The sequence below is a fragment of the Paenibacillus sp. J22R160 genome, assembly GCF_059692135.1.
In genome coordinates this window covers 695,526-716,376 of the sequence record NZ_JCAUAU010000003.1, presented here as the reverse complement: position 1 = coordinate 716,376, position 20,851 = coordinate 695,526, and the positions used below count along the sequence as shown (strand labels likewise).

Genomic DNA, 20,851 nt, shown 5'->3' with positions numbered 1-20,851 from the left:
AGGAGCGAAAAGATGAGTAAAATGAAAGTTGGTATTATCGGTTGCGGGAATATTAGTGCTGCTTATATGAAAAACATTCCTAACTTCGAGCACCTGGAGCTGCTTGCTTGCGCGGATATCGATTTGGGGAGAGCGAAGGCGCGGGCGGAGGAATTTAATATTCCTCATGCCTATACGGTTCAGGAGCTTTTGGATGATGCGAATATTGACATTGTCATCAATCTGACGATTCCGGCTGCACACGCTGAAGTCTGTATTCAGGTGTTGGAAGCGGGCAAGCACGTCTATGTGGAGAAACCGCTTGCGGTTACGCGCGAAGAGGGCTTACGCATTCTGGAGGTGGCTCGCCGTAAGGAATTGTCGGTAGGCAGCGCGCCGGATACATTCCTCGGTGGAGGTATTCAAACCTGCGTGAAACTGATCAATGACGGCTGGATCGGCACACCGATTGCCGCAACGGCTTTCATGATGAGCAAAGGCCACGAGCATTGGCATCCGGACCCTGAGTTTTACTATGCCAAAGGCGGCGGCCCTATGTTCGATATGGGACCATATTATCTTACAGCATTGGTAGCTTTGCTGGGACCTATTCGCCGCGTAACAGGATCAACGGGAATTAGCTTCCCTGAGCGGACGATTAAGAGTGAGAAAAAACGCGGTCAGAAGATCACGGTAGAGACACCAACGCATATTGCGGGTGTGCTTGATTTCCATAGCGGTGCAATTGCTACGCTGGTAACTAGCTTTGATATTATGGGCGGCACGCAGCTGCCGAACATTGAAATCTATGGCAGCCATGGTTCTTTGCGCGTACCGGATCCGAACACATTTGGCGGTCAGGTGATGATCCGGAAAAATGGTTCCGATTGGGAGCCGATTCCACTGTCCCATGGTTACAAGGAAAACCACCGCGGTTTGGGTGTTGCGGCGATGGCGCAAGCTTTAATTAGCGGTGAGAGTGAAGCGCATCGTGCGAATGGTGAGCTGGCTTACCATGTGCTGGAGGCCATGCATGGCTTCCACGACGCAGCGAGCGAAGGCAAGCATTATGTGATGCAGAGCAGCTGTGAAAGGCCAGCACCTTTGTCGCCTAACAAGGTACTATAGGTAATCATCCTCCTCTTGGGTTAGAGGGGGATTTTTTTTGTTTGGTGTAGGGATGTGCAATCGTGGAAGGGGCGGCGGCGGAAAGTGTAAAAAGTACAGGTAATTTGAGAGTTTTATCTGATAAAAATGAAAGTGATGTATTTCGTACATCTATTTTGTGAGTTTTGGGTGGATGTGTTTGATTTTAAGTGAAATTGATGTACATTTTACATGATTATGGGCTTAAATGTGGAAATAGCCAGGGAAACATGTAGTTTTTACATCAAATAGTAGGTATGGTTCGACGGGGAAGGGATGAGTTTGTGCGAATATTCAGCTAAGGGATTGCTTGGAGCAGCCCCCTAGCCGATTGTGGGGAATTAAGGTTAAGGGAGATGCCCTTTTAAGGTTTCAACGAGTTCATTTTGGATATTTGCTTCACTATGCTGCCATATAATTTCGAAAAGCACACCTAGCCCGGGCAATACCCGTTCTTCCCCGCCAATGGAATCTTCAATAATTTCTTGAAGCTCGTCATTGGATTTATTTTGGACTCTCTGGACGATGGCCTGTCTTAAAGTAATATTCATTCGTTCGTGGACCTCGCTTCCATTTCGTTATCGATACTAATATGCGCAAGTTGATGTCGGTTCATCCTCATATTCGCCTCTTTCCGCGCACAGTGAGTTTATAGATCACAAGTATGATATAATTTAGAATAACATTGGGAATTTGGAGGAAACGCCAGCCTATGAGAAAACAATTTGCCATTATAGGAATGGGAAGATTCGGGTCCAGCATTGCCAGAACGTTGTCACAATTAGGTTTTGAAGTCATGGCCATTGATTTTCGGGAAGAGACTGTGCAAGAAATCTCACAGATCGTGACGCATGCCGTACAAGCGGATTCAACGGATGAAGAAGCGCTTCGAGCGCTCGGCATTCGCAATTTTGACGTTGTCGTAGTCGCCATTGGGGAGGATATTCAAGCGAGTATTTTGACCACATTAATTCTCAAAGAAATGGGTATACCTACGGTTGTTGTGAAAGCTGTGAATGACTTGCATGGCAAGGTGCTTAAGAAAATTGGCGCTGACAAGGTCGTTTATCCAGAGAGGGATATGGGGCAGCGCGTGGCGCATCATCTGATATCGTCTAACATTGTTGATTACATAGAGTTGTCCGCGGATTACAGCATTGTGGAGATTCAAGCCTCTCGTCAGATGATTGGCAAAAATCTCAGAGAGCTTGATATAAGGGCCAAATACGGCTGTAATGTCATCGCGATTAAGCATAATGACAAGCTGATCATTCCGCCGAGCGCGGAGGAAACACTTCGTTCTGATGATATTTTAGTTATCGTTGGTAAAAATTCGAATCTTCAAACTTTTGAAGTGACTTTTGCAGAGTAGGTAGAGGAAATGACACATACGGAAATTATGTCTGTTCAAAACGCCCGCGTGAAAGAGTGGGCACAGCTTTTGGAACGCAAGGGTAGAGATAAGCAAGGAAAATATATCATCGAGGGCCATCATCTTGTTGAGGAAGCGTTGCGAGCGGGAGCCTCTGTCGAAACCGTAATCTTTAGCCTGGACAAAGGTTTGCCTGACGGCCTTGCTGGTCTGGTTTTGCCAGGCGCAGTAGAATGGGTCGGCGTCAGCCAAGCCGTTCTGGAGAAATGCGCGGATACGCAAACTCCGCAGGGCGTGCTGGCCATTGTTGCTCGGCCTCAGCTCGGCATGGACGAGCTGCTCGCTGGCGAGCATGATCTTGTTGTGGTCTTGGACGGCGTCCAAGACCCGGGCAACCTCGGCACCATCATCCGCAGCGCGGATGCCGTTGGTGCCAAAGCGGTTGTGCTCGGCCGCGGCACGGTCGATCTGTATAATCCCAAGACGATCCGCTCGACGATGGGATCGATGTATCATCTGCCGATTGTGGAGGCAGATCTGGGGCTTTTGCTGCCGCGGGCGCGTGAGCGCGGCGTGCGGCTGGTGACCACGAGCCTGCAGGCGCAGAGCTCGTGTTACGACACGGACCTGCGGCAGCCGACGTGGCTGATTCTCGGCAACGAGGGCCGGGGCGTGTCGCCGGAGGTTGCTGCGCTGTCGGATGTGCAGGTCATCATCCCGATGCAGGGGAAGGCTGAGTCGCTGAATGTGGCGATGGCGGCTACGGTGCTGCTGTTTGAGGCTTCGCGGCAGCGGTTGGTATAGCTTAATAGCTAAGAACGCCTCAAGAACGCTACCCGTTCTTGAGGCGTTCCGCACTCACATTACCGCATGAAGAACGGATAGCGTTCTTGCTTAATCCATGCAAGAGTATGCATTTATACAAACTCAGCATTGACAATATAGATCAAGAAAGCTATTATATTCTTTGTTGATTTATGTAACTGAAAAGAGGTGTTTTGAAAATGGCAGTTCCTCAACGGAGAACGTCCAAAACACGTCGCGATAAGCGCCGTACTCACTTTAAACTGGAAGTACCAGGAATGGTGAAGTGTGAACAATGTGCAGAATTGAAAAAAGCACATCATGTTTGCAAAAACTGCGGTTCATATAAAGGTAGAGAGATCGTTAAAGCTCAATAATAATATGAATTGCATCAGAAATGACACTTCTAAACAATTAGGGTGTCATTTTTGTATTTTTTCTATTGTCGTCCATGGAAACAACGAATCTTGCCGGATGGAGGAACTTATGCCTTCGCGATACTCATCATTTCTAATTAAGCTGCTGATTACGACCTCACTGATTAGCGCAGTACCTTTGCTATGTCTTGGTGTATACGCTTTCTTTCAATCGACTTCTACCGTTCAGGCAAAGGTTAACGAAGCAAATGTGTTTATTTTGCAGCAATCGCAAAGCCGGGTTGAGCAGATCCTGAAGGTAATTGATCAGGTTTCCGGACGGTTCGCGGAGACGCCTTTTGTCATCAAGTCCGTGGGGAAACGCATGGAAATTGAAGATTTTCAAGATATCGAGCTGCTGGTAAAAGGGCTTCTTGGCGTTCAAACCTACGAATTAGGTGTGAAATCAGCAGAGCTGCACAGTCCACAGAACAATTGGTACATCAAAGACGGTGGCTTTTACTTTGGTACGGATGTCACGAAAGCGTCAAATGCACTTTCCTATGTTTATACATCCAGGTGGCTGCCTGATCAGGATGCCTCTTTTGCAGGAATCAAACTTGTGAAAACGATTCCACCGCTGGCCGCCGAGCCCAAAGGCTATTTATTCGTTCGGATGTCGAACACAGAGCTCTCCAAGCTGTTGACGGGAGGCTTTTCAACAAGGGAAACGATGGTCTTGGATGACAAGATGAAGATTATTATTCATAGTGATCCTGCGAGGATTGGTCAAAGTGTTCTTGCTGAGCCTTGGGCCAAGGAGCTGCAGCAATCAGGCAATACCCAAGGATATATCAATAGTACCTTGTCAGGAAAGCCATATAGCGTGATTTATAATCAATCCCGCTACAATAATTGGACATATGTGTCGGTGATCCCGCTAGAGGAAGCGAGGAAGGAATCCGCTGCTATCGGATGGGCGACGCTAACCGCATGCATTGTGCTGCTGCTTTTTGCAGCGCTGCTGTCTTATTGGGCTTCTAAGCGGATGTATTTTCCGGTACGCAGTCTCATGGAATTCACGATGCGCCACAGTAAGCCGCAGAGCGGCAGCTCTGCCGTTAAAGACGAGCTGCAATGGATTGGCACGCAGGTAGCCTCGCTTCATCAATCCAAGGAGCAGCTGGAAGGTCAAATGAAGATTCAAGCCGGGCAACTTGTGGACTACTTCATGCTGAAGCTGTTTCAAGGCGAGCTGTACCGCGGCGAAATGGAGGAGAAGGCGGAGGGGTTCCAGCTGCCTCTCTGGAGGCACTATGCCGTCCTGGTCCTGCAGATCGATACACTGGATCAAACGCGATATCGCTCCAGTGAGCAGGATCTGCTGCTCTTTGCGATTAATAATATGGCCGCAGAGCTGATTGGTATGCCGCAGCGTATCCATGCGATGCCTATTGGCAATTATCAGGTGATTCTGGTCGGCAGCGATACGGATAACCACATGGAGCTGCTCAGCGAATGGAGTGCTCTGGCCATGTCGGTGCAAAGCGCTGTAGACGAATATTTGGGACTTAAGGTAAGTATCGGCATCAGCAGGCCCTATGACCAATTGTTTGCGACCTCAGGGGCATTTCTAGAAGCCAAAGAAGCTCTGCAATACCGGATTCGTCTTGGCGAAAAAGCGATCCTGCATCTCGATGACTTGAAGCCGAAACAAGCTTCACGGCACTATTATCCCCACCATTTGGTATCGGAGCTAATCCAGGCCATTGCATTGCTCGATAAGCACAAAGCGGAGGAACTGCTGCATCAGTTTATTCAGGACGTCCTGCGCGTAGAGACGGATTCGAATGTTTACCGCATGTCGTTTGCCATGCTGCTGACGGATCTCATCCGTGTGTTGTATGACATGGGGGATACGGGGGAGCTCCTATTCCCGGACCAACGGAATGCGTATGAGCATATGTTTCGATGGAAGACACCGCAGGAAATCGAAGTTTGGTTTAAAGATCAGATGATTCAACCGATGATGGAGTTGACGCTCAAGCGGCATGAGTCGTCCGGCAAAAGCATCTCCCGCTCGGTGATGGACCTCATCCATGCCCATTATGATAGTGATTTAACACTGGAGCAGTGCGCGCTGCGGTTGAACTACAGCACTCACTATATCCGCCGGATGTTCCGGAAGGAGGCGGGGATGAGCTTTAGTGAATACTTGGCGGGATATCGCCATGATATGGCCAAAAGCTGGCTGAGCAGCACGGAGATGAAGATCACGGACATAGCAGAGCGCCTGCAGTACACGAACGCGCAAAATTTCATCCGTCAATTCCGCAAACTAGAGGGGATGACGCCAGGCCAGTATCGGGAACAGCGCAGAGATGCTATTGGTTGACGATTTTATTTGCCAGTAGCGCCGATTTCTCCTGCTATTTCCAGCGATTTATGCACTTTTTAACTAACCAACTGGAATTTCTACCGCTATTATCCCCATACCCGCTAAGTTTCATTTCCAACCGACGATTTAGCTGGAGTTTCTGGCGTTATTTCGCTCCCTGCTACTCAGCAGCGCGGATTAACGGTAGTTTTTCCAACTATTTTCAGGTACAGCGCCTTAATGCACCTTCTCATAGAACTTCCCGTTAATCTGAAGAGGCTGTTCCCAAAGTCATCAAATGACTAGGGACAGTCTCTTTTTTGCGTTCAAATGATTACCTAGAGGGCCGCTAATGATTATAAATGCTTGCATTAGCCGCTACTGGGCTGGTCATCCGCAGATGGAGCGCTGTTGATTATTGCATGCAATTTACGGCTTCGATATGCTAACGCTGTCAAAACAAACGAGGAGGACGAGTCAACGTGGAACTGACTTCCAGACCGATAAAAGCGGATACGGCTGCAAGGAGCAAAGCCCGCACGAGGATCAACCGTTTGCTGAAAAACAAATGGCTGTACGCGATGGCGCTTCCTGGCATGCTCTACTTTATTATCTTTCGTTATTTCCCCATGTGGGGGCTGTTGATTTCATTTCAAGACTACCAGCCAGCTCTAGGGATGCTGCACAGCAAATGGGTGGGGCTCAAGCATTTTGAGAGGTTCTTTTTTGATGCATCATTCGCGATGCTGTTCAAGAATACGATCATTCTTGCTGTGTATAATCTGGTCTTTTTCTTCCCGCTGCCCATCATTCTGGCACTGCTACTAAATGAAGTGCGCAGGGAAGTTTTCAAACGCAGCATTCAGACGATCGTCTACATTCCCCACTTCGTATCTTGGGTGGTTGTGGTTGGGATCTCCTACATCTTTTTCACGACAGAAGGAGGCATCGTCAACGATCTGCTCGTCGCTTTGGGCCTGCCGAAAGTGGAGTTTCTCATTTCAAGCGAGTGGTTTCGAACGATGATCGTTTCGCAAGTGGTATGGAAGGAAACAGGCTGGGGGACGATTATTTTCCTGGCAGCGCTGGCTGGGGTGGACCCGCAGCTATATGAAGCTGCAAGAATCGATGGCGCGAATCGTTTTCGCCAATTGTGGCATATTACACTTCCTGCCATCCGCAGCGTCATTGTCATTTTGTTCATCCTTCGGCTGGGGTCGTTCCTCGATACCGGCTTTGAACAAATTTTCTTAATGCTGAACGCGATGAACCGCGAGGTAGGCGAAGTTTTTGATACATACGTTTACAACGTCGGGATTCAGCAAGGCCAGTTCAGCTACAGTACAGCAGTCGGATTGTTTAAGTCGATCATTGGGCTGGTACTGGTGGTTGGGGCCAATCGGTTGGCCAAAAAATTCGGCGAAAACGGCCTGTACTAAGAAGGGAGTGGTGTTCAATGATGAACAAAAGCATAGGCAGCCGCATCTTTGACGGCTTCAATTATACATTTCTGGCGTTGTTTGCTCTCGTCACGCTGCTTCCTTTTATTTACATTATTTCGGTCTCATTTGCAGAGCCGGAAGAGGTGCTCAGACGGGGATTTATTTTATTCCCTACTTCCTTCTCGCTAGAAGGGTACCGCTACATTTTTTCGACCCAAACGATCGTGAACAGCTTATTCGTGACGATTGGCATTACGGTGGTCGGTACATTTATCAATCTTTTGTTCACCTCACTGCTCGCTTATCCGCTTTCGAGGCAAGATTTTGAAGGAAGAAAGCTGTTTATGATGCTGATCGTATTCACAATGCTGTTCCACGGCGGCATTCTGCCAACGTTCCTTGTCGTTAAGGCGCTTGGCATGCTGAACAGCTACTGGTCTCTGCTGATTCCTAACGCAATCAGTGCATTTAATCTCATCGTTGTCGTGAGTTTTTTCCGGCAGCTGCCCGAGGGCCTTGAGGAAGCGGCCAAAATCGACGGCTGCAGCGATGTGGGCTTGCTTTTCCGAATTGTGCTGCCATTATCGGCGCCAGTGCTGGCTACGTTCGCCTTATTTTATGCAGTTGGCCACTGGAACACTTTTTTCAACGCGATCATGTATATTAACGATTCAAAAATGTGGCCGATTCAAGTCTGGCTGAGGCAGATCGTCATTTTATCCCAAGGCGGGATCGGCGATTCTACCCAGTTTGATCAGAACTATATTGCGCCTCCTTCGCAAATTATTAAGATGGCTGTCATTGTCATCTCTACGGTGCCGATTTTGCTAGTTTATCCGTTCCTTCAGAAGCATTTCGCCAAAGGGGTCATGATTGGTTCTGTAAAAGGTTGAACAGGCTCCCGAAAACTATTGTGATTGGGAAGCATTCATATAAAATAAGATTATGGGGAGGCATTGCCACTATGAGAAAACACGCGGGAATGAGAAGAAGCGGTTTGGCTGCAATGGGAATGATGGTTGGCGCTGCTGCGCTGCTGGCCGGTTGTGGAAACGAAGCGAGTCCGGCTGCAGGAGGGAATGCGGGTACGAGCAGTGCGCCTGTAAGCAAGGAGCCCTTGAAACTAAGCGTCATGACACTCATGTATGCGGAGCCGCCCAAAGCGGACAGTGAAGTGCAGAAGCAGATTGAAGCTTATACGAACACGAAATTGGACATCTCCTGGGTCCCCAACTCTTCTTACAAAGAAAAGGTCAATGTCACGATTGCTTCCGGTGAGCTTCCGAAGGCGCTGCTTGTGCAGAACAACAAGGATTCGAATATTTTGAGCGCTGTGCGTGCTGGCGTGTTTTGGGAAGTGGGTCCTTACCTCAAGGACTATCCGAATCTGTCTAAAATGAACCCATCTGTTTTTGACAATATTAAAGTGGATGGCAAAATTTATGGCTTATATCGTGCCCGCGACTTGTCGACCTACGGGGTTATTTTCCGCAGCGACTGGTTGAAAAACGTAGGCTTAAGCGAACCGAAAACGCTCGATGATTTATATAATGTTTTTAAAGCGTTTACACTGGGCGATCCGGATAAGAACGGGAAAGCGGATACCGTAGGGCTGACTGAGGAGAAAACGATGGACGGCTTTGGCGTCGTGGCATCCATTCTAGGCGCTCCGAACTCCTGGGAAGTGAAAGATGGTAAGTTAAGTCCTGATTTTCTAACGCCGGAGTATTTCGAAGCGATGAAATTTTATAAAAAACTGTATGATGAGAAGCTCATTAAGCAGGATTTTCCTGTCCTAAACAACCAACAGAAGAAGGACGATATCAATCAAGGCAAAGCTGGAGCCGTTATCTCGAATATGATTGACGGAGCAGGTTACCAGGCATCGCTTTCCAAAACGTTCCCTGGTGCGGATGTGGATGTCGTCTCCCGGATCAAAGGGCCTAAGGGTGAGAGATTGCCGGGCGGGGTAGGCTATAATAGTGTGTTTATGTTCCCGAAATCAAGTGTGAAAACCGAGGCGGAATTAAAGCAAATTCTAGGCTTCTATGATAAAGTTTCCGATCAGAAGATGCTGGATTTGCTAGGCTGGGGCATCGAAGGCAAACACTACAAGATGGAAGACGGCAAGCCGGTATTCATTGATCAAAAGCTGCAGGACACCGAAGTAGGCTCCAGCTATCTACAGCTTCAAGTGGCGAAGTATACGGCGAAAACGACGGGGAAAGAAACGCCGCTCATGGAGAAGTACGGCAAAATGATCAAAGAGAACGAAGCCATCGCGGTCAACAACCCGACGAATCCGCTCGTTTCCGAGACGCAAACGACCAAAGGCAGCGAGCTGAAGCCGATCATTGACGATGCCCGGACGAAATATATCCTGGGTAAAATTGATGAGGCAGGCTGGAAGCAAGCGATTGAGCAGTGGAGAAAAGCCGGCGGCGATAAAGTGATTGAGGAGTTCAGCGCGCAATATGCGAAGAGCGGCAAGTAAGGCAGGAAAATAGTAGAGGCGGCCATGAAGGTAGAGGATTCTACTTTTCTTGGTCGCCTCTTTGCGTGTGGCATGTTAGTTCCATCCTTTAGCAACAATGGGTTTCTTCTTGGTTTTCTTGAACAATCTATAAAATAAGCCGAGTTCCTTTTTCCGTTTGAGAGTGAGTTTAATACCTTCAATCAGCAGCATTGATCTAAGCTCGTCGCGGCGATTCAAAGTATGCAATCTTTTGATAAATAGCTTGTCCATGCGAACATCCCTCCCATTCATCTATCTTCATTATAAAAGGGATTTGCGAATTTAGTTGTCGCATTGTAGAGATAGTTTGCACTTGTTTTGTCGAAAATGGAGCGGGTTGGTCTCGATTTCCTCCAAGTCCCTATAGGCAGATGAATAACTGTGCAGTATCATCTAACGTAGGGTGATTTCATATGTTCATTTCTCCTATGCTTTTGCAAGACGCCAAAGATAATAGACCGTATAACAGTAAACATCATGTTGCAGAAGTTAAACTAGATGGTCTTAGGTGTATTCTTTCAAATATGGACAAACTATATGTATATACGAAAGACAATCAATTGGTTACTCACAAATTTCCTGAGCTATTCCAATGTCCGATTCCTGAGGGAACGATACTTGACGGTGAATTGGTCATTCTGGATGATCAAGGTAAACCGGATTTTGAAGCGATGTCAGCTAGATTTTTAACTCCGACGGATTTATCGCCTGTTGTATTTTGCGCATTTGACATTTTAAAATACAAGGGGATTGATGTCACCGAATTGCCCTTGCTTAAACGTAAGGAGCTGTTAGATCAGGCTTTTATTGAGAATGATAGGTACAAAAAAGTGAAGGTTTACGAAGGTAAAGCGGTGGATTATTTTGAGAAAATCCGGCAGGATGGGCTTGAGGGCATCATTTTGAAGTCTAAAAAAGAAAATTTTAAGTACGAAAGCAACAAACGCTCCAGGCAATGGCAAAAAGTGATTAACTGGACTTATATTGATGTCTACATTTCTGGTTATAGGAAAAATAACTTTGCTCTACTTGCCTCTATTGACTCTGCGAATGGATTGAAAATTCCTGTCGGGGTGATTGAGACAGGGGTAACACCTCTGCATCAGAAGGCGCTAGACGGCGTGAAGCATCGCTTAGTTTTCAAAGAAGACAACCATTTCGCCTATATGGAACCGCGGCTGATGGCCAAGGTTAAGACGAAAAACTGGACGAGAAACGGAAGGCTTCGATCGCCGGTTTTTATGGAATTTGTGATTTGAGAAAAACAAAAAAGACTGGATCACCAAGGAGGAAGTGGTGGTGCAGTCTTTTTGATCTGTACATGCGGTTACTTACATGCGTCTAAAGTTGCCGTTGCTGCTGCCGCTTAGCTGTTGCTCAGCGATTTGAATCAATCTTCTCGTAATATGTCCGCCGATTGCCCCAGTATCGCGAGTAGCCATGTACCCATAATATCCGTCCTGAGGAATCTGAATACCTAGTTCCTGAGCGACCTCGTATTTCATTTGCTCAAGAGCTGATTTTGCTTGTTGCACAAGTATGGAATTGCTTCTACTGCTAGCCATCTGGATTCACTCCTTTATTTGGTGTATGAGTATTTTGTGGAAGTTATGGTTTTTTATTCATGTATTTGGAAAATATTTTCGAAGTGCTTTGAATGCGCTTTCAAAAAGTGTTGGAAAATTTTGAGTCATGTTTTCAGTAAAACCCCGTGTTACAATCGGAAAGATCGATTATGGATCAAAAACTTAGAAGGCCGAAGCTTCTCAGGAAGCACGGGGGACCCATCCTTTGGGGTGAAGCCGCTATCTAAGCGGCCGGGTGATTACTCTTTGACCCGAATCCGACAGCTAACCTCGCAGGCCGCAAAAAGGAGAGATTTCTATGTTGAAACGTTACAAAAAGCTAGTCGTTACCGGTGCTATTGGACTTAGTGTCCTTATGAGCTCAAGCGCAGCCATGGCCGCGTCCGCCACGCACACGGTGTCAGGCAACGACACCATGTGGTTAATCTCCAAGAAGTATGGCGTGAGCCTCACTTCCCTCATTCAGGCCAACCCTCAGGTTGCCAACCCGAATGTGATCTGGTCAGGGATGAAGTTGAACATTCCGGGCAGCACGGGTACAACCGGCGGTACGCAAACACCAGCCCCTGCTACTCCAGCTACACCTGCGCCAGCGCAGTCGGCTTATGCCAGCCAAGTCGTTACTTTAGTTAACCAGGAACGGGTAAAAGCTGGGCTAAAAGCGCTAACTAGCGATAGCGCACTCACAGCTATGGCATTGGACAAAGCCAAGGATATGTACAACAACGGCTATTTTGATCATACGTCGCCGACCTATGGGTCACCTTTTGATATGATGAGCACTTATGGCATTCGTTATTCCTATGCAGGTGAGAACATTGCCAAAGGACAGCCTACGCCTGAAGCCGTCATGAAAGCGTGGATGAACAGCACAGGCCACCGTCAAAATATTTTGAGCCCTAACTTCACTAAGATTGGCGTTGCCTATTATAACGGAGAATGGGTGCAAGAATTCATCAGCAATTAATCCAAAGCAGCCCTTGAGATTTCCCGGATGGGAATTCCCAAGGGTTTTATTTATTTTTTCCACTTAGCAACTCCCCACATCACAAGCGGCAGACCGATCGCATGGACAGGCAAGAAATAAGGGATCGCGATTTTTTGCGGAAAAAGCACGGAACTATCGATAAAGTCCCGCGGGATCAAAGCTAGCAGTAAGATAACAGGCGCTACGAACCAAATTATGCGTCGCCATTTTTTAAGACCAAAGCTTTGAGCTGTTCCATACGTGCAGACGAAAAAGTAGAGAGATACTTTGGTGAACACACTAATAATCCAAATGGCGACAACAAAGGAGTCGAGGTTTTGGAAAAAGTCGTAGTAGGTAATATAACGAACCAAATTAAAGTAAGGATAGGTTTGGCCCGAAGCGGAGAGGTGTCCAAACACGGAAACGATTAAGAAAGTCGAAATGCTTGTTAACAAACCTGCAGCAGCCACCCCAAGAATGGCCGGTTTCACCCCTGTTTGGGGCTTAGAAAGAAAACCCATGATGACGAGCAGCAGGATACAATCCCCAAGAAACGTTGAGGTCGGCAGTGCTCCCTTCAAGATTGTCATCGCACCGGTATCCACATAGAAGGGAAGGATATTGTTGATGTGGATATTTTTTAGGCTGAGCAGAAGAGGAATTGCAATCCCAAACAGGGTGAAGGGACCTAGGATCTCGCAGCATCTGGCAATAACCTCTATCCCTGAGAAAGTTACATAGATCGCAACGAGGAGCATACCCAGAATCGGGACAAGGATGGGGGTTCTCGGCAGAATAGTCGCGACGATGAACTCTGAGTATTGCCTAAGTATAATCGCAAGCACACTGTACCAGTAGATGAAATACACCACGATGACCATATTGCCGACGTATCGACCCAATAACCTCTTGGAAAATTCAATCATGGTTTGCCCTGGATGAGACAGGCTCAACCGAGTACAAATAAATGCGACGCCTACACCTATCCCGGTTGCACAAACCGTTGAAAGCCAAGCGTCTTGCTTCGCAGTTTGGATAGCTGGATTAATGGTCAGTAAAATGGTCATCCCCAGCTGCATGATCAATATCATCCAGAATAATTGTTTCCCGCCGATCTGCATGTCCACAAAAGCTCCTTTAACGATCTAAGAGTTTACCGAGAGGGTGGAAAATTGCATTCACCAGCTGCGTCGGACCTGGCATGCTTGGATTCATGACCAATATGATCGCTAGAATCCAGCATAGGGCCAAGATGGAGAGATAAGCCGCTTTCTCTTTGTTTGGCGCGTTTTTCAGGCGAAACCACTGAAAGAGAGTGATGAGTAAGCATGCGGCCATGCACATGGGAATGTCTTTGGATGTCATTTTGTAGACTCCTCTTCCTTTTCTTTCTCCTCTTCGGGTCGAGAAGATTTGATGCTGGATAGCCCAGGACGCAGCATTCTGGCGTCAGATTGTACAGTGACCTCGACGTTCGGGAAGATCTCGTTCCAGCGCTTTTGATTTTGCCGCCATTCCTTAGGGTACGCACGGTGGAATTCCCCAGCGAAGTCAAAAATGTCTGCTTTGAAACCCTGCTGCACCTCACGCAAAGCAACCGCGACACGATCCTCAATGTCATCATTCATAGCGGCTTCCACGCGTTTAACAGCTTGGTGATCGGTGGCGAGATTCAGCGAAGTCGTATTCTGAAGAGCATCGTCTTCCGTATGAATCCAGACGTTCATGCGCCACTTGCCGTTTTCGATGAGAGGCTCCAGCTTCGTCTCGCTTTTCAATAGTCGAAGGGAGACATGGCCGGAGGCACCCTCCGGTGTTACGGTAACAACGGCAGTTTTAATCTCGTCTCTGAGCCAAAGCAGGCCGCGGGTTGTGGGATCATCAATGGTGCCGACCATTTTATCGTTTTTGAATACGGCTGTATGATTGGTGAAGCCCCCTGTTGTGTCGTGATTTCTCGGGGTGTTTGCGGCTAAGAGCTCAATAAAAGGCAGGGCGGCTGCACCGGATTGATTCGCCAGCATTTGTGCCAAATCAGCCAACGTTACACTAAGGATGATCCTGCTTTTGCCAATCTCCCTCATGATCTCTGCGGAGTTTCGCTCCAGCTTTGTATTCATCTCAAGGATTTGGCGCGCTTTCCCTTTGCAAACATACATAAAGGCACGCTCTCTTGGCTGCGGCGCTCTCATTAAGTAATCGACATCGTCTCGAACTCCATTACGCGCGGCTGACTCACCGAAAATAATAATTTCGGTATGTCCCCAGAAAATTTTGCGGGGCATCTTCTCTTGAATCTTAGAAATCGCATCAGCGATATCTACGCCTACGGCGGATTTGACGAGGGAAGTCTGGATGCTGCCCCCTTTGTTACTGCTTTCCAATCCGCCGCCGCCTCCGGGACCTCGAGGAATAAAAATCTGTATGGTTAATTCGATCGATTTATCGTCAATTCGATCAATTGCAGCTCCGGTAACGAGCGCCAAATCGTTCACTTCCGTCCGATCCCAGCAGCCCGTCAGCAGCAGGATGAAGAGAATGGTTGTTAACAGTAGCTTTAGCATCGCTTTCATCCGTGCTGTCCCTTTCTCAATGCAGCTGCAATAAGAAGCATGCATGGGACACCCAGCTGCGTGATCAACGCCAGAAAAGGGATATTAGTTCCTAATGCATGCATTAACTCCTGAAAGTTAGGGGAAACCCAGTAGCTGAGCAGCAGCATCAGAAAGCCAATCGGGATGATGAGAGGCCGGTAATTAGAGAGCCCCAAGCACTGCGCGGTACCAAGCACAGTGGCATAGTAGACCAGCGATACTTTGATAAACATCCCAATGATCCAGACGGTCATCAGCAAGGATTCCAAATGTTCCAGAAAGTCAGCGATGGAAATATAACGTACCGCAATGAGAAAAGCGTAGTTGAATTGGACGGTAAGCGATCCGAACATTAATAAAATGGTCAGGTTAATCGTTAGCAAGGTAATCATTACGATACCGACACTGAGGAAGCCCCACCCCAAAACATGCTTTTTTTTGTTCAGTAAAGGAAACAGAAACGACAACATAAAAAACTGGCTAAACCAAGAAGAGGGCACAAGTGAACCTACTAGTAATGGAAGCGGGCCATCGCCCAGAATCGGAAACATCTCTTTGGGATGAAGAGTGGGTATCATCAGTACAAGCATGATGAAAATGATGAGCACAGCCGAAGGGACAAGAATTTGAGAGACTCTGGCGAGCACCTCGATTCCCTCAAATAAGACATACGCACATACAGCCACCATACAAAAAATGACGAGTGCCATCGGTGTTTCATGTAAGAAATTACCGATGATTAACTCCCCGTATTCGCGAAGAACAAGCCCATTCGAAAAGACAAAGGACACGAGGAAAAATCCGGAGAGCGCTTTCCCTGCATATGTGCCTAGAATCGCTTCCGTATATTGGATAAAGGTTAAACCCGGATACTTGATATACAGGCGATACATGACAATTACTGTCAAAAGCCCTACCATTGCCGATAGCAGAGGTGTCATCCACATATCAATGCCAGCGGTTTTCATGGTTATGGACGGAACTGATAAGGTGGCGGTAGCAAGGACAGTTGGATGCATAATAATAGCTAATTGAAGCGGGGAGATTCGTCCCTTTTCAATCATGAATGTCATCCCCTTTTGGCGGATCTGGTTTTTGTCCAGAGGGCTGCCGAATCGAATTCATCCTTCCAGTTAATTTAGGCCGAGTCCGCATGGACCAAATTGGAGCACGAATGATTACATCTTTCAATTCGTTTGCTTTAATGGGCGCAAGTGGCTGGAGGTAAGGAACACCTAGTGACCGTAAGGAGCAAAGGTGGATCACGATGACAATAAATCCAAGCATGAGTCCCAGCAGTCCCAATATTCCCGATAAAATCATGATGGGAAATCTGAGCATCCGCAAAGCGATGCCTGTGGCATACTGCGGCATCATGAAGGAAGCGATACCCGTGATAGCTACCACCATGACCATGGGGGCAGACACCAAACCCGCCGAGGTTGCAGCTTGTCCGATGACGAGCGCTCCCACGATACTAACAGCAGCACCTACCTGCTTCGGGAGGCGAACACCGGCTTCGCGGAGCGCTTCGAAAGAGACTTCCATGAGAAGAGCCTCAACGAGTGCGGGAAACGGGATATCTTCTCTGGACTTCGCGATGCTGAGCAAGAGGGATGTGGGAACCATCTCTTGATGAAATGTCAAAATAGCCACATACAAAGATGGGAGTAATAGTGTTATGAAAAAAAATAAGTAGCGCAGCCACCGGATGAAGGTACCAATAATAAATCTTTGATAATAGTCCTCTGGTGATTGTAAAAGAGAGAACAACGTGGCAGGCGCTATCAAAGAAACTGGCGTTCCGTCTACCAAGATTGCTGTACGTCCTTCCAGAAGCGCGGCACAAACAACATCCGGGCGTTCCGTTACTTGTATTTGTGGAAAAGGAGACAGCGGATGATCTTCAATCAAGCCCTCGATATATCCGCTTTCCAGAATGCCGTCGATTTCAATTTCGGCAATCCGCTGTTCAACTTCTTCAATGAGCCCCTCATTGGCGATGCCCTCCATGTAAATAACGACGACTTCCGTGCGTGTGTGTCTTCCTATTTTGTACGAAACCATTTTGAGCAACGGACTCTTAATTTTCCTCCGGAGCATGGCTGTGTTCACAAACATTGTTTCTGTAAATCCCTCGCGTGGACCGCGAATAACGGATTCTGCCGAGGGCTCCTCGATGCTTCGCTTTTCCCAATGCGCGAGGCCGAGCGAGTATGCCAGAGGCAGTCCATCGATGAAAAGTCCGACATTGCCTACAGAAAGATGAGCAATCATGTCTGCGAATGTCAAAGTCTCCTTAACGTCCGATATGGAAATGATGGATGATAATTCTTTTTCCGTGTAATTCCATTCTTCTGTTGTCTCACCAAGTAAAGGGCTTAGGACGTTTCGATCCAATGTTTCAAGATTAATCATCCCTTCGATATAAACGACGAAGGCTCTGGTTGTTCCTCCGATGAGGAATTCATGGAAAATGACATCTTTGCATTTTGTATATATAACCCGAAGAGTTCGAAGGTTATCATCGAGTGAGGAGGATACAGCTTCCAATGCATTCGACAAACTTGCATCCATGAGAACACTCCTTAGATGTGATAATTATCTGTTTGTCCAATTAAGCTGGTTGCTAAACCAATGATGCAAGGAACGATTTAACAAAAAAATTAGCGAATTTTGGATAAAATAGCGCTGTGAAGTAAAAATATGTAAGGAGTCCGAAAAATTAATCGAAACTTGTGAAACGCGATGGGCACTCATCCGTATCAAAGTAATGAGCGTACTACAAAACAAGTTGTGAAGGAGGTGGCCTGATTGACTATCAGTTTGGTCAAAGGTCAAAAGATCGATTTAACAAAAGGAAATGCTGGTCTTACTAAGGTGGTTGTAGGTCTCGGTTGGGATCCTGCCATGGTTGAGAAAAAAGGCTTTTTCGGATCGAAAAAAACAGCGGTTGAGATCGATTGCGACGCTTCAGTCATTTTATTGGATGAGAAAGGTAGACTGACAAAAGAGAAAAATGTCGTGTACTTCGCGAATTTGCAAAGTCCCGATGGCTCAGTAGTTCACTCCGGAGATAACCGTACAGGTGAAGGCGATGGCGATGATGAGCAAATTTCTGTTAACTTAAGTCAAGTGCCTGCCGATGTTAGTAAAATCATTTTCGTCGTAAATATCTACGATTGTGTAAATAGAAAGCAGGATTTCGGTCTGATTCAATCAGCTTATATTAGAATTCTGAATGATTCCAATAAACAAGAGTTGGTTAAATTTAGTTTAACTGATAGCTACGCCGGTAAAACCTCTTTAATCGTAGGTGAAATTTACCGCCATAGTGGCGAATGGAAATTCAATGCGATTGGTGAAGGCAGTACGGATACGACAATTGGTCAATTAGTTAAACGTTACACATAATCCACTATAAAAGCGAGGTCATTATCCATGGCAATTTCATTGTCTAAAGGTCAAAAAGTAGATTTGACAAAAACAAACCCAGGTTTAACGAAAGTGGTTGTCGGCTTAGGCTGGGATACGAACAAGTATGATGGCGGTAAAGACTTCGATCTAGACGCTTCCATCTTCTGTCTGAATGGAGCTGGCAAAGTGAATTCTGAAGCCGATTTCATTTTCTACAACAACCGCAAAAATTCGAATGGCTCCGTTGTTCATAACGGTGACAACCGTACAGGCGCTGGAGACGGGGACGATGAGCAAGTTAGCGTGGACTTGGCTACTGTTCCAGCTGAAACAGAAAAAATCGCATTCTGCATCACGATCCATGAAGCGGATACAAGAAGCCAAAATTTCGGACAAGTGTCCAATGCCTATGTTCGTATCCTTAACGAGGGATCTGGCGCGGAATTGATCCGTTACGATCTTGGCGAAGACTTCTCCATCGAAACAGGTGTAGTCATCGGTGAATTGTACCGTCACAGTGGCGAGTGGAAATTCAGCGCAATCGGAAGCGGCTACAAAGATGGTCTTGGTGGACTAGCTCGTGATTACGGCTTACAAACTTCCTAAGAAGTCAAAATCATTCTAAGGAGTTGTTGGGTATGGCAATCAGCTTGTCCAAAGGTCAAAGAATTGACTTAACCAAAACAAATCCCGGATTAACGAAGGCGATTATCGGTTTGGGCTGGGATACCAACAAGTATTCTGGCGGTCATTCTTTCGATTTAGATGCTTCGGCATTTCTGCTTCATGCAGATAATAAGGCCAAAGGCGTTGAGGATTTCATTTTTTATAACAATTTGGTTGGTGCAAATGGTTCGGTTCAGCATACGGGAGATAACCGGACTGGTGACGGCGACGGTGACGATGAGCAAATCAAAGTCGATTTCTCGAAAATCCCTGCGCATATCCACCGTGTCGGTATTGCCGTAACCATCCATGATGCAGCAAGCCGCAATCAGAATTTCGGACAAGTGTCCAATGCTTTCGCTCGTCTTTTCGATGAAGTGACAGGTCATGAGATTTTACGATATGATTTAGGCGAAGATTTTTCGGTTGAAACTGCGGTTGTCATTTGTGAGTTATATCGAGACAGCCAAGGTCAGGAATGGAAATTCCAAGCGGTTGGAAGCGGCTTCCAAGGTGGTCTTCAAGCATTATGCAAAAATTATGGACTTGATGCGGAGTAAAGCTTAAACTAGGTGGGGTGGTGCAGCTTAGGCATCACCCCTTTGCTAGCCAATGGGCATACTTCATCCAGGCACTAGGCAAGACATGCTGGAATATGAACTGGGAAATCACTTCTCCATCGAGACAGCTATAGTTGCAGGAGAATTATATAGATACGGCGCAGAGTGGAAATTTAGCGCGATTGGATCTGGCTTCTCGGATGGGGTATGAGATGGATTGCAGGCAGTAAATAACTAGGGAAAATTACAGGAGGGTCAAGGCATGGCAGATTTTTTTCAAAGCTTTATCAATAACTTCCTTAGCTTTTTTAGCTGGGAAGTGTTGTCAGAAACAGTGACAGATCCCGTAAACTGGGGGATTATCGGTACACTTGTTATTTTAGAGGGCTTGCTTTCCGCCGATAATGCGTTAGTACTCGCAGTTATGGTTAGGCATTTACCGAAGGAACAACAGAAAAAGGCTTTATTTTACGGACTTATCGGTGCTTACATCTTTAGATTTGTAGCTATTGGTGTGGGTACATTCTTAGTTCAAATTACTTGGATTAAAGTACTTGGTGGTGCTTATCTCCTCTGGATCGCGATTAGCAATCTCTTCTTCAAGAAACATGAAGAGGGTGAGAATGGTGAAGTGAGGAACAAAGGTCTTTCCTTCTGGCGCACGGTATTAGCGGTAGAAGTGATGGATATTGCATTTAGTGTGGACAGCGTGCTTGCTGCTTTTGGTGTCAGTGAAAAGGTCTGGGTATTGTTCCTCGGAGGTATCTTGGGCGTACTCATGATGAGAGGCGTGGCGCAAGTCTTCTTAAAATTAATTGACAAAATTCCGGAATTAGAAAAAACAGCTTTCATTCTTATTATCGTTATCGGTCTTAAGATGATCGGCGGCGCGTTTGGTTTCCATATCTCCCATGTTCTCTTCTTCTCCGTGATTATTGCCTTGTTTGGCGGTACCATTATTCTCAGCCTACTGCGCAATAAAAACAGATCGCAATCTAATAACTAAAAAGAGCGCATAAATGAAGCTGTGCATCATATCTTTGAATAAGAGGATATCAAACTATTCA

Annotated in this window: 23 protein-coding genes and 1 riboswitch; of the genes, 15 read left to right on the top strand and 8 right to left on the bottom strand. The window is 46.7% G+C overall.

All coding sequences use genetic code 11. The features are described from left to right. Positions 1-12: 12 nt before the first annotated feature. Entirely contained in the window at positions 13-1,107 is a 1,095-nt protein-coding gene (locus AC58UW_RS10340; protein ID WP_497420573.1) for a Gfo/Idh/MocA family protein, read from the top strand. Between the two features lie 365 nt (positions 1,108-1,472). On the opposite strand, the gene sspI is transcribed toward AC58UW_RS10340, so the two are convergent. After that, positions 1,473-1,676: a small acid-soluble spore protein SspI gene (sspI, locus tag AC58UW_RS10335; RefSeq protein WP_127453137.1), complete on the bottom strand. Its 204-nt coding sequence runs from the start codon at positions 1,674-1,676 to the stop codon at positions 1,473-1,475. A gap of 161 nt (positions 1,677-1,837) precedes the next feature. Between sspI and AC58UW_RS10330 the strand changes: the two genes are divergently transcribed. The 7 genes from AC58UW_RS10330 to AC58UW_RS10300 all read left to right on the top strand — a co-directional run bounded on the left by AC58UW_RS10330 (position 1,838) and on the right by AC58UW_RS10300 (position 9,970). Continuing rightward, positions 1,838-2,497 carry a potassium channel family protein gene (locus AC58UW_RS10330; protein ID WP_497420572.1) on the top strand — a complete coding sequence of 220 codons (660 nt, stop codon included), beginning with the start codon at positions 1,838-1,840 and terminating at the stop codon, positions 2,495-2,497. Between the two features lie 9 nt (positions 2,498-2,506). Further along, a complete protein-coding gene (locus AC58UW_RS10325; protein ID WP_497420571.1) occupies positions 2,507-3,301 on the top strand; it encodes a TrmH family RNA methyltransferase in 795 nt (264 codons plus the stop codon). A 200-nt stretch (positions 3,302-3,501) separates the two neighbouring features. Further along, on the top strand, positions 3,502-3,678 hold the full coding sequence (gene rpmF / locus AC58UW_RS10320; RefSeq protein WP_028553571.1) for a 50S ribosomal protein L32: 177 nt from the start codon (positions 3,502-3,504) through the stop codon (positions 3,676-3,678). Between the two features lie 109 nt (positions 3,679-3,787). Continuing rightward, on the top strand, positions 3,788-6,052 hold the full coding sequence (locus AC58UW_RS10315) for a helix-turn-helix domain-containing protein (protein WP_497420570.1): 2,265 nt from the start codon (positions 3,788-3,790) through the stop codon (positions 6,050-6,052). A 563-nt stretch (positions 6,053-6,615) separates the two neighbouring features. Next, positions 6,616-7,473 (top strand): ABC transporter permease, encoded by an 858-nt coding sequence (locus tag AC58UW_RS10310; protein ID WP_497420638.1) that lies wholly within the window; start codon positions 6,616-6,618, stop codon positions 7,471-7,473. A 20-nt stretch (positions 7,474-7,493) separates the two neighbouring features. Beyond that, positions 7,494-8,369 carry a carbohydrate ABC transporter permease gene (locus tag AC58UW_RS10305; protein ID WP_497420569.1) on the top strand — a complete coding sequence of 292 codons (876 nt, stop codon included), beginning with the start codon at positions 7,494-7,496 and terminating at the stop codon, positions 8,367-8,369. A 71-nt stretch (positions 8,370-8,440) separates the two neighbouring features. Continuing rightward, positions 8,441-9,970 (top strand): extracellular solute-binding protein, encoded by a 1,530-nt coding sequence (locus AC58UW_RS10300; RefSeq protein ID WP_497420568.1) that lies wholly within the window; start codon positions 8,441-8,443, stop codon positions 9,968-9,970. A 75-nt stretch (positions 9,971-10,045) separates the two neighbouring features. Here the strand turns inward: AC58UW_RS10300 and AC58UW_RS10295 are convergent, their stop codons facing one another. Further along, positions 10,046-10,222 (bottom strand): hypothetical protein, encoded by a 177-nt coding sequence (locus tag AC58UW_RS10295; RefSeq protein WP_161408601.1) that lies wholly within the window; start codon positions 10,220-10,222, stop codon positions 10,046-10,048. 182 nt (positions 10,223-10,404) lie between these two features. Between AC58UW_RS10295 and AC58UW_RS10290 the strand changes: the two genes are divergently transcribed. Next, positions 10,405-11,250, top strand: coding sequence for an ATP-dependent DNA ligase (locus AC58UW_RS10290; RefSeq protein ID WP_497420567.1), 846 nt, complete (start codon positions 10,405-10,407; stop codon positions 11,248-11,250). Positions 11,251-11,322: 72 nt separating this feature from the next. On the opposite strand, the gene AC58UW_RS10285 is transcribed toward AC58UW_RS10290, so the two are convergent. Next, on the bottom strand, positions 11,323-11,556 hold the full coding sequence (locus AC58UW_RS10285; RefSeq protein ID WP_497420566.1) for an alpha/beta-type small acid-soluble spore protein: 234 nt from the start codon (positions 11,554-11,556) through the stop codon (positions 11,323-11,325). A gap of 179 nt (positions 11,557-11,735) precedes the next feature. After that, a riboswitch (cyclic di-AMP (ydaO/yuaA leader) is annotated at positions 11,736-11,871 on the top strand. A gap of 7 nt (positions 11,872-11,878) precedes the next feature. On the opposite strand from AC58UW_RS10285, the gene AC58UW_RS10280 reads away from it, so the two are divergent. Then, complete coding sequence (locus AC58UW_RS10280; RefSeq protein ID WP_497420637.1) at positions 11,879-12,544, top strand: CAP domain-containing protein; 666 nt, start codon at positions 11,879-11,881, stop codon at positions 12,542-12,544. Between the two features lie 50 nt (positions 12,545-12,594). Here the strand turns inward: AC58UW_RS10280 and AC58UW_RS10275 are convergent, their stop codons facing one another. Genes AC58UW_RS10275 through AC58UW_RS10255 form a run of 5 tightly spaced genes read right to left on the bottom strand, consistent with a single transcriptional unit; the run spans position 12,595 to position 17,718 of the window. Beyond that, positions 12,595-13,668, bottom strand: a complete 1,074-nt coding sequence (locus tag AC58UW_RS10275) for a GerAB/ArcD/ProY family transporter (RefSeq protein WP_497420565.1) — start codon at positions 13,666-13,668, stop codon at positions 12,595-12,597. A 16-nt stretch (positions 13,669-13,684) separates the two neighbouring features. After that, positions 13,685-13,912, bottom strand: a complete 228-nt coding sequence (locus AC58UW_RS10270) for a hypothetical protein (RefSeq protein WP_497420564.1) — start codon at positions 13,910-13,912, stop codon at positions 13,685-13,687. Next, positions 13,909-15,120, bottom strand: coding sequence for a Ger(x)C family spore germination protein (locus tag AC58UW_RS10265; protein ID WP_497420563.1), 1,212 nt, complete (start codon positions 15,118-15,120; stop codon positions 13,909-13,911). Before AC58UW_RS10265 ends, AC58UW_RS10270 begins: the two co-directional genes overlap by 4 nt. After that, positions 15,117-16,205, bottom strand: coding sequence for a GerAB/ArcD/ProY family transporter (locus tag AC58UW_RS10260; protein WP_497420562.1), 1,089 nt, complete (start codon positions 16,203-16,205; stop codon positions 15,117-15,119). Before AC58UW_RS10260 ends, AC58UW_RS10265 begins: the two co-directional genes overlap by 4 nt. Continuing rightward, positions 16,198-17,718: a spore germination protein gene (locus tag AC58UW_RS10255; RefSeq protein WP_497420561.1), complete on the bottom strand. Its 1,521-nt coding sequence runs from the start codon at positions 17,716-17,718 to the stop codon at positions 16,198-16,200. Before AC58UW_RS10255 ends, AC58UW_RS10260 begins: the two co-directional genes overlap by 8 nt. Positions 17,719-17,955: 237 nt before the next feature. On the opposite strand from AC58UW_RS10255, the gene AC58UW_RS10250 reads away from it, so the two are divergent. The 5 genes from AC58UW_RS10250 to AC58UW_RS10230 are packed head-to-tail and all read left to right on the top strand — an operon-like array spanning position 17,956 to position 20,790. Next, positions 17,956-18,555, top strand: coding sequence for a TerD family protein (locus AC58UW_RS10250; protein ID WP_497420560.1), 600 nt, complete (start codon positions 17,956-17,958; stop codon positions 18,553-18,555). Positions 18,556-18,582: 27 nt separating this feature from the next. Continuing rightward, a complete protein-coding gene (locus AC58UW_RS10245; RefSeq protein WP_497420559.1) occupies positions 18,583-19,164 on the top strand; it encodes a TerD family protein in 582 nt (193 codons plus the stop codon). A gap of 32 nt (positions 19,165-19,196) precedes the next feature. Beyond that, positions 19,197-19,784 (top strand): TerD family protein, encoded by a 588-nt coding sequence (locus AC58UW_RS10240; RefSeq protein WP_497420558.1) that lies wholly within the window; start codon positions 19,197-19,199, stop codon positions 19,782-19,784. Between the two features lie 52 nt (positions 19,785-19,836). Then, positions 19,837-19,995 carry a TerD family protein gene (locus AC58UW_RS10235; protein WP_497420557.1) on the top strand — a complete coding sequence of 53 codons (159 nt, stop codon included), beginning with the start codon at positions 19,837-19,839 and terminating at the stop codon, positions 19,993-19,995. A 51-nt stretch (positions 19,996-20,046) separates the two neighbouring features. Beyond that, positions 20,047-20,790, top strand: coding sequence for a TerC family protein (locus tag AC58UW_RS10230; protein WP_497420556.1), 744 nt, complete (start codon positions 20,047-20,049; stop codon positions 20,788-20,790). Positions 20,791-20,851 lie beyond the last annotated feature (61 nt).

Bases quoted from the DNA above. Each gene is read 5' to 3' on its own strand.
- AC58UW_RS10340 (WP_497420573.1), top strand. From the start codon at position 13: ATGAGTAAAATGAAAGTTGGTATTATCGGTTGCGGGAATATTAGTGCT.
- sspI (WP_127453137.1), bottom strand. From the start codon at position 1,676: ATGAATATTACTTTAAGACAGGCCATCGTCCAGAGAGTCCAAAATAAA.
- AC58UW_RS10330 (WP_497420572.1), top strand. From the start codon at position 1,838: ATGAGAAAACAATTTGCCATTATAGGAATGGGAAGATTCGGGTCCAGC.
- AC58UW_RS10325 (WP_497420571.1), top strand. From the start codon at position 2,507: ATGACACATACGGAAATTATGTCTGTTCAAAACGCCCGCGTGAAAGAG.
- rpmF (WP_028553571.1), top strand. From the start codon at position 3,502: ATGGCAGTTCCTCAACGGAGAACGTCCAAAACACGTCGCGATAAGCGC.
- AC58UW_RS10315 (WP_497420570.1), top strand. From the start codon at position 3,788: ATGCCTTCGCGATACTCATCATTTCTAATTAAGCTGCTGATTACGACC.
- AC58UW_RS10310 (WP_497420638.1), top strand. From the start codon at position 6,616: ATGGCGCTTCCTGGCATGCTCTACTTTATTATCTTTCGTTATTTCCCC.
- AC58UW_RS10305 (WP_497420569.1), top strand. From the start codon at position 7,494: ATGAACAAAAGCATAGGCAGCCGCATCTTTGACGGCTTCAATTATACA.
- AC58UW_RS10300 (WP_497420568.1), top strand. From the start codon at position 8,441: ATGAGAAAACACGCGGGAATGAGAAGAAGCGGTTTGGCTGCAATGGGA.
- AC58UW_RS10295 (WP_161408601.1), bottom strand. From the start codon at position 10,222: ATGGACAAGCTATTTATCAAAAGATTGCATACTTTGAATCGCCGCGAC.
- AC58UW_RS10290 (WP_497420567.1), top strand. From the start codon at position 10,405: ATGTTCATTTCTCCTATGCTTTTGCAAGACGCCAAAGATAATAGACCG.
- AC58UW_RS10285 (WP_497420566.1), bottom strand. From the start codon at position 11,556: ATGGCTAGCAGTAGAAGCAATTCCATACTTGTGCAACAAGCAAAATCA.
- AC58UW_RS10275 (WP_497420565.1), bottom strand. From the start codon at position 13,668: ATGCAGATCGGCGGGAAACAATTATTCTGGATGATATTGATCATGCAG.
- AC58UW_RS10270 (WP_497420564.1), bottom strand. From the start codon at position 13,912: ATGACATCCAAAGACATTCCCATGTGCATGGCCGCATGCTTACTCATC.
- AC58UW_RS10265 (WP_497420563.1), bottom strand. From the start codon at position 15,120: ATGAAAGCGATGCTAAAGCTACTGTTAACAACCATTCTCTTCATCCTG.
- AC58UW_RS10260 (WP_497420562.1), bottom strand. From the start codon at position 16,205: ATGATTGAAAAGGGACGAATCTCCCCGCTTCAATTAGCTATTATTATG.
- AC58UW_RS10255 (WP_497420561.1), bottom strand. From the start codon at position 17,718: ATGGATGCAAGTTTGTCGAATGCATTGGAAGCTGTATCCTCCTCACTC.
- AC58UW_RS10245 (WP_497420559.1), top strand. From the start codon at position 18,583: ATGGCAATTTCATTGTCTAAAGGTCAAAAAGTAGATTTGACAAAAACA.
- AC58UW_RS10240 (WP_497420558.1), top strand. From the start codon at position 19,197: ATGGCAATCAGCTTGTCCAAAGGTCAAAGAATTGACTTAACCAAAACA.
- AC58UW_RS10235 (WP_497420557.1), top strand. From the start codon at position 19,837: ATGGGCATACTTCATCCAGGCACTAGGCAAGACATGCTGGAATATGAA.
- AC58UW_RS10230 (WP_497420556.1), top strand. From the start codon at position 20,047: ATGGCAGATTTTTTTCAAAGCTTTATCAATAACTTCCTTAGCTTTTTT.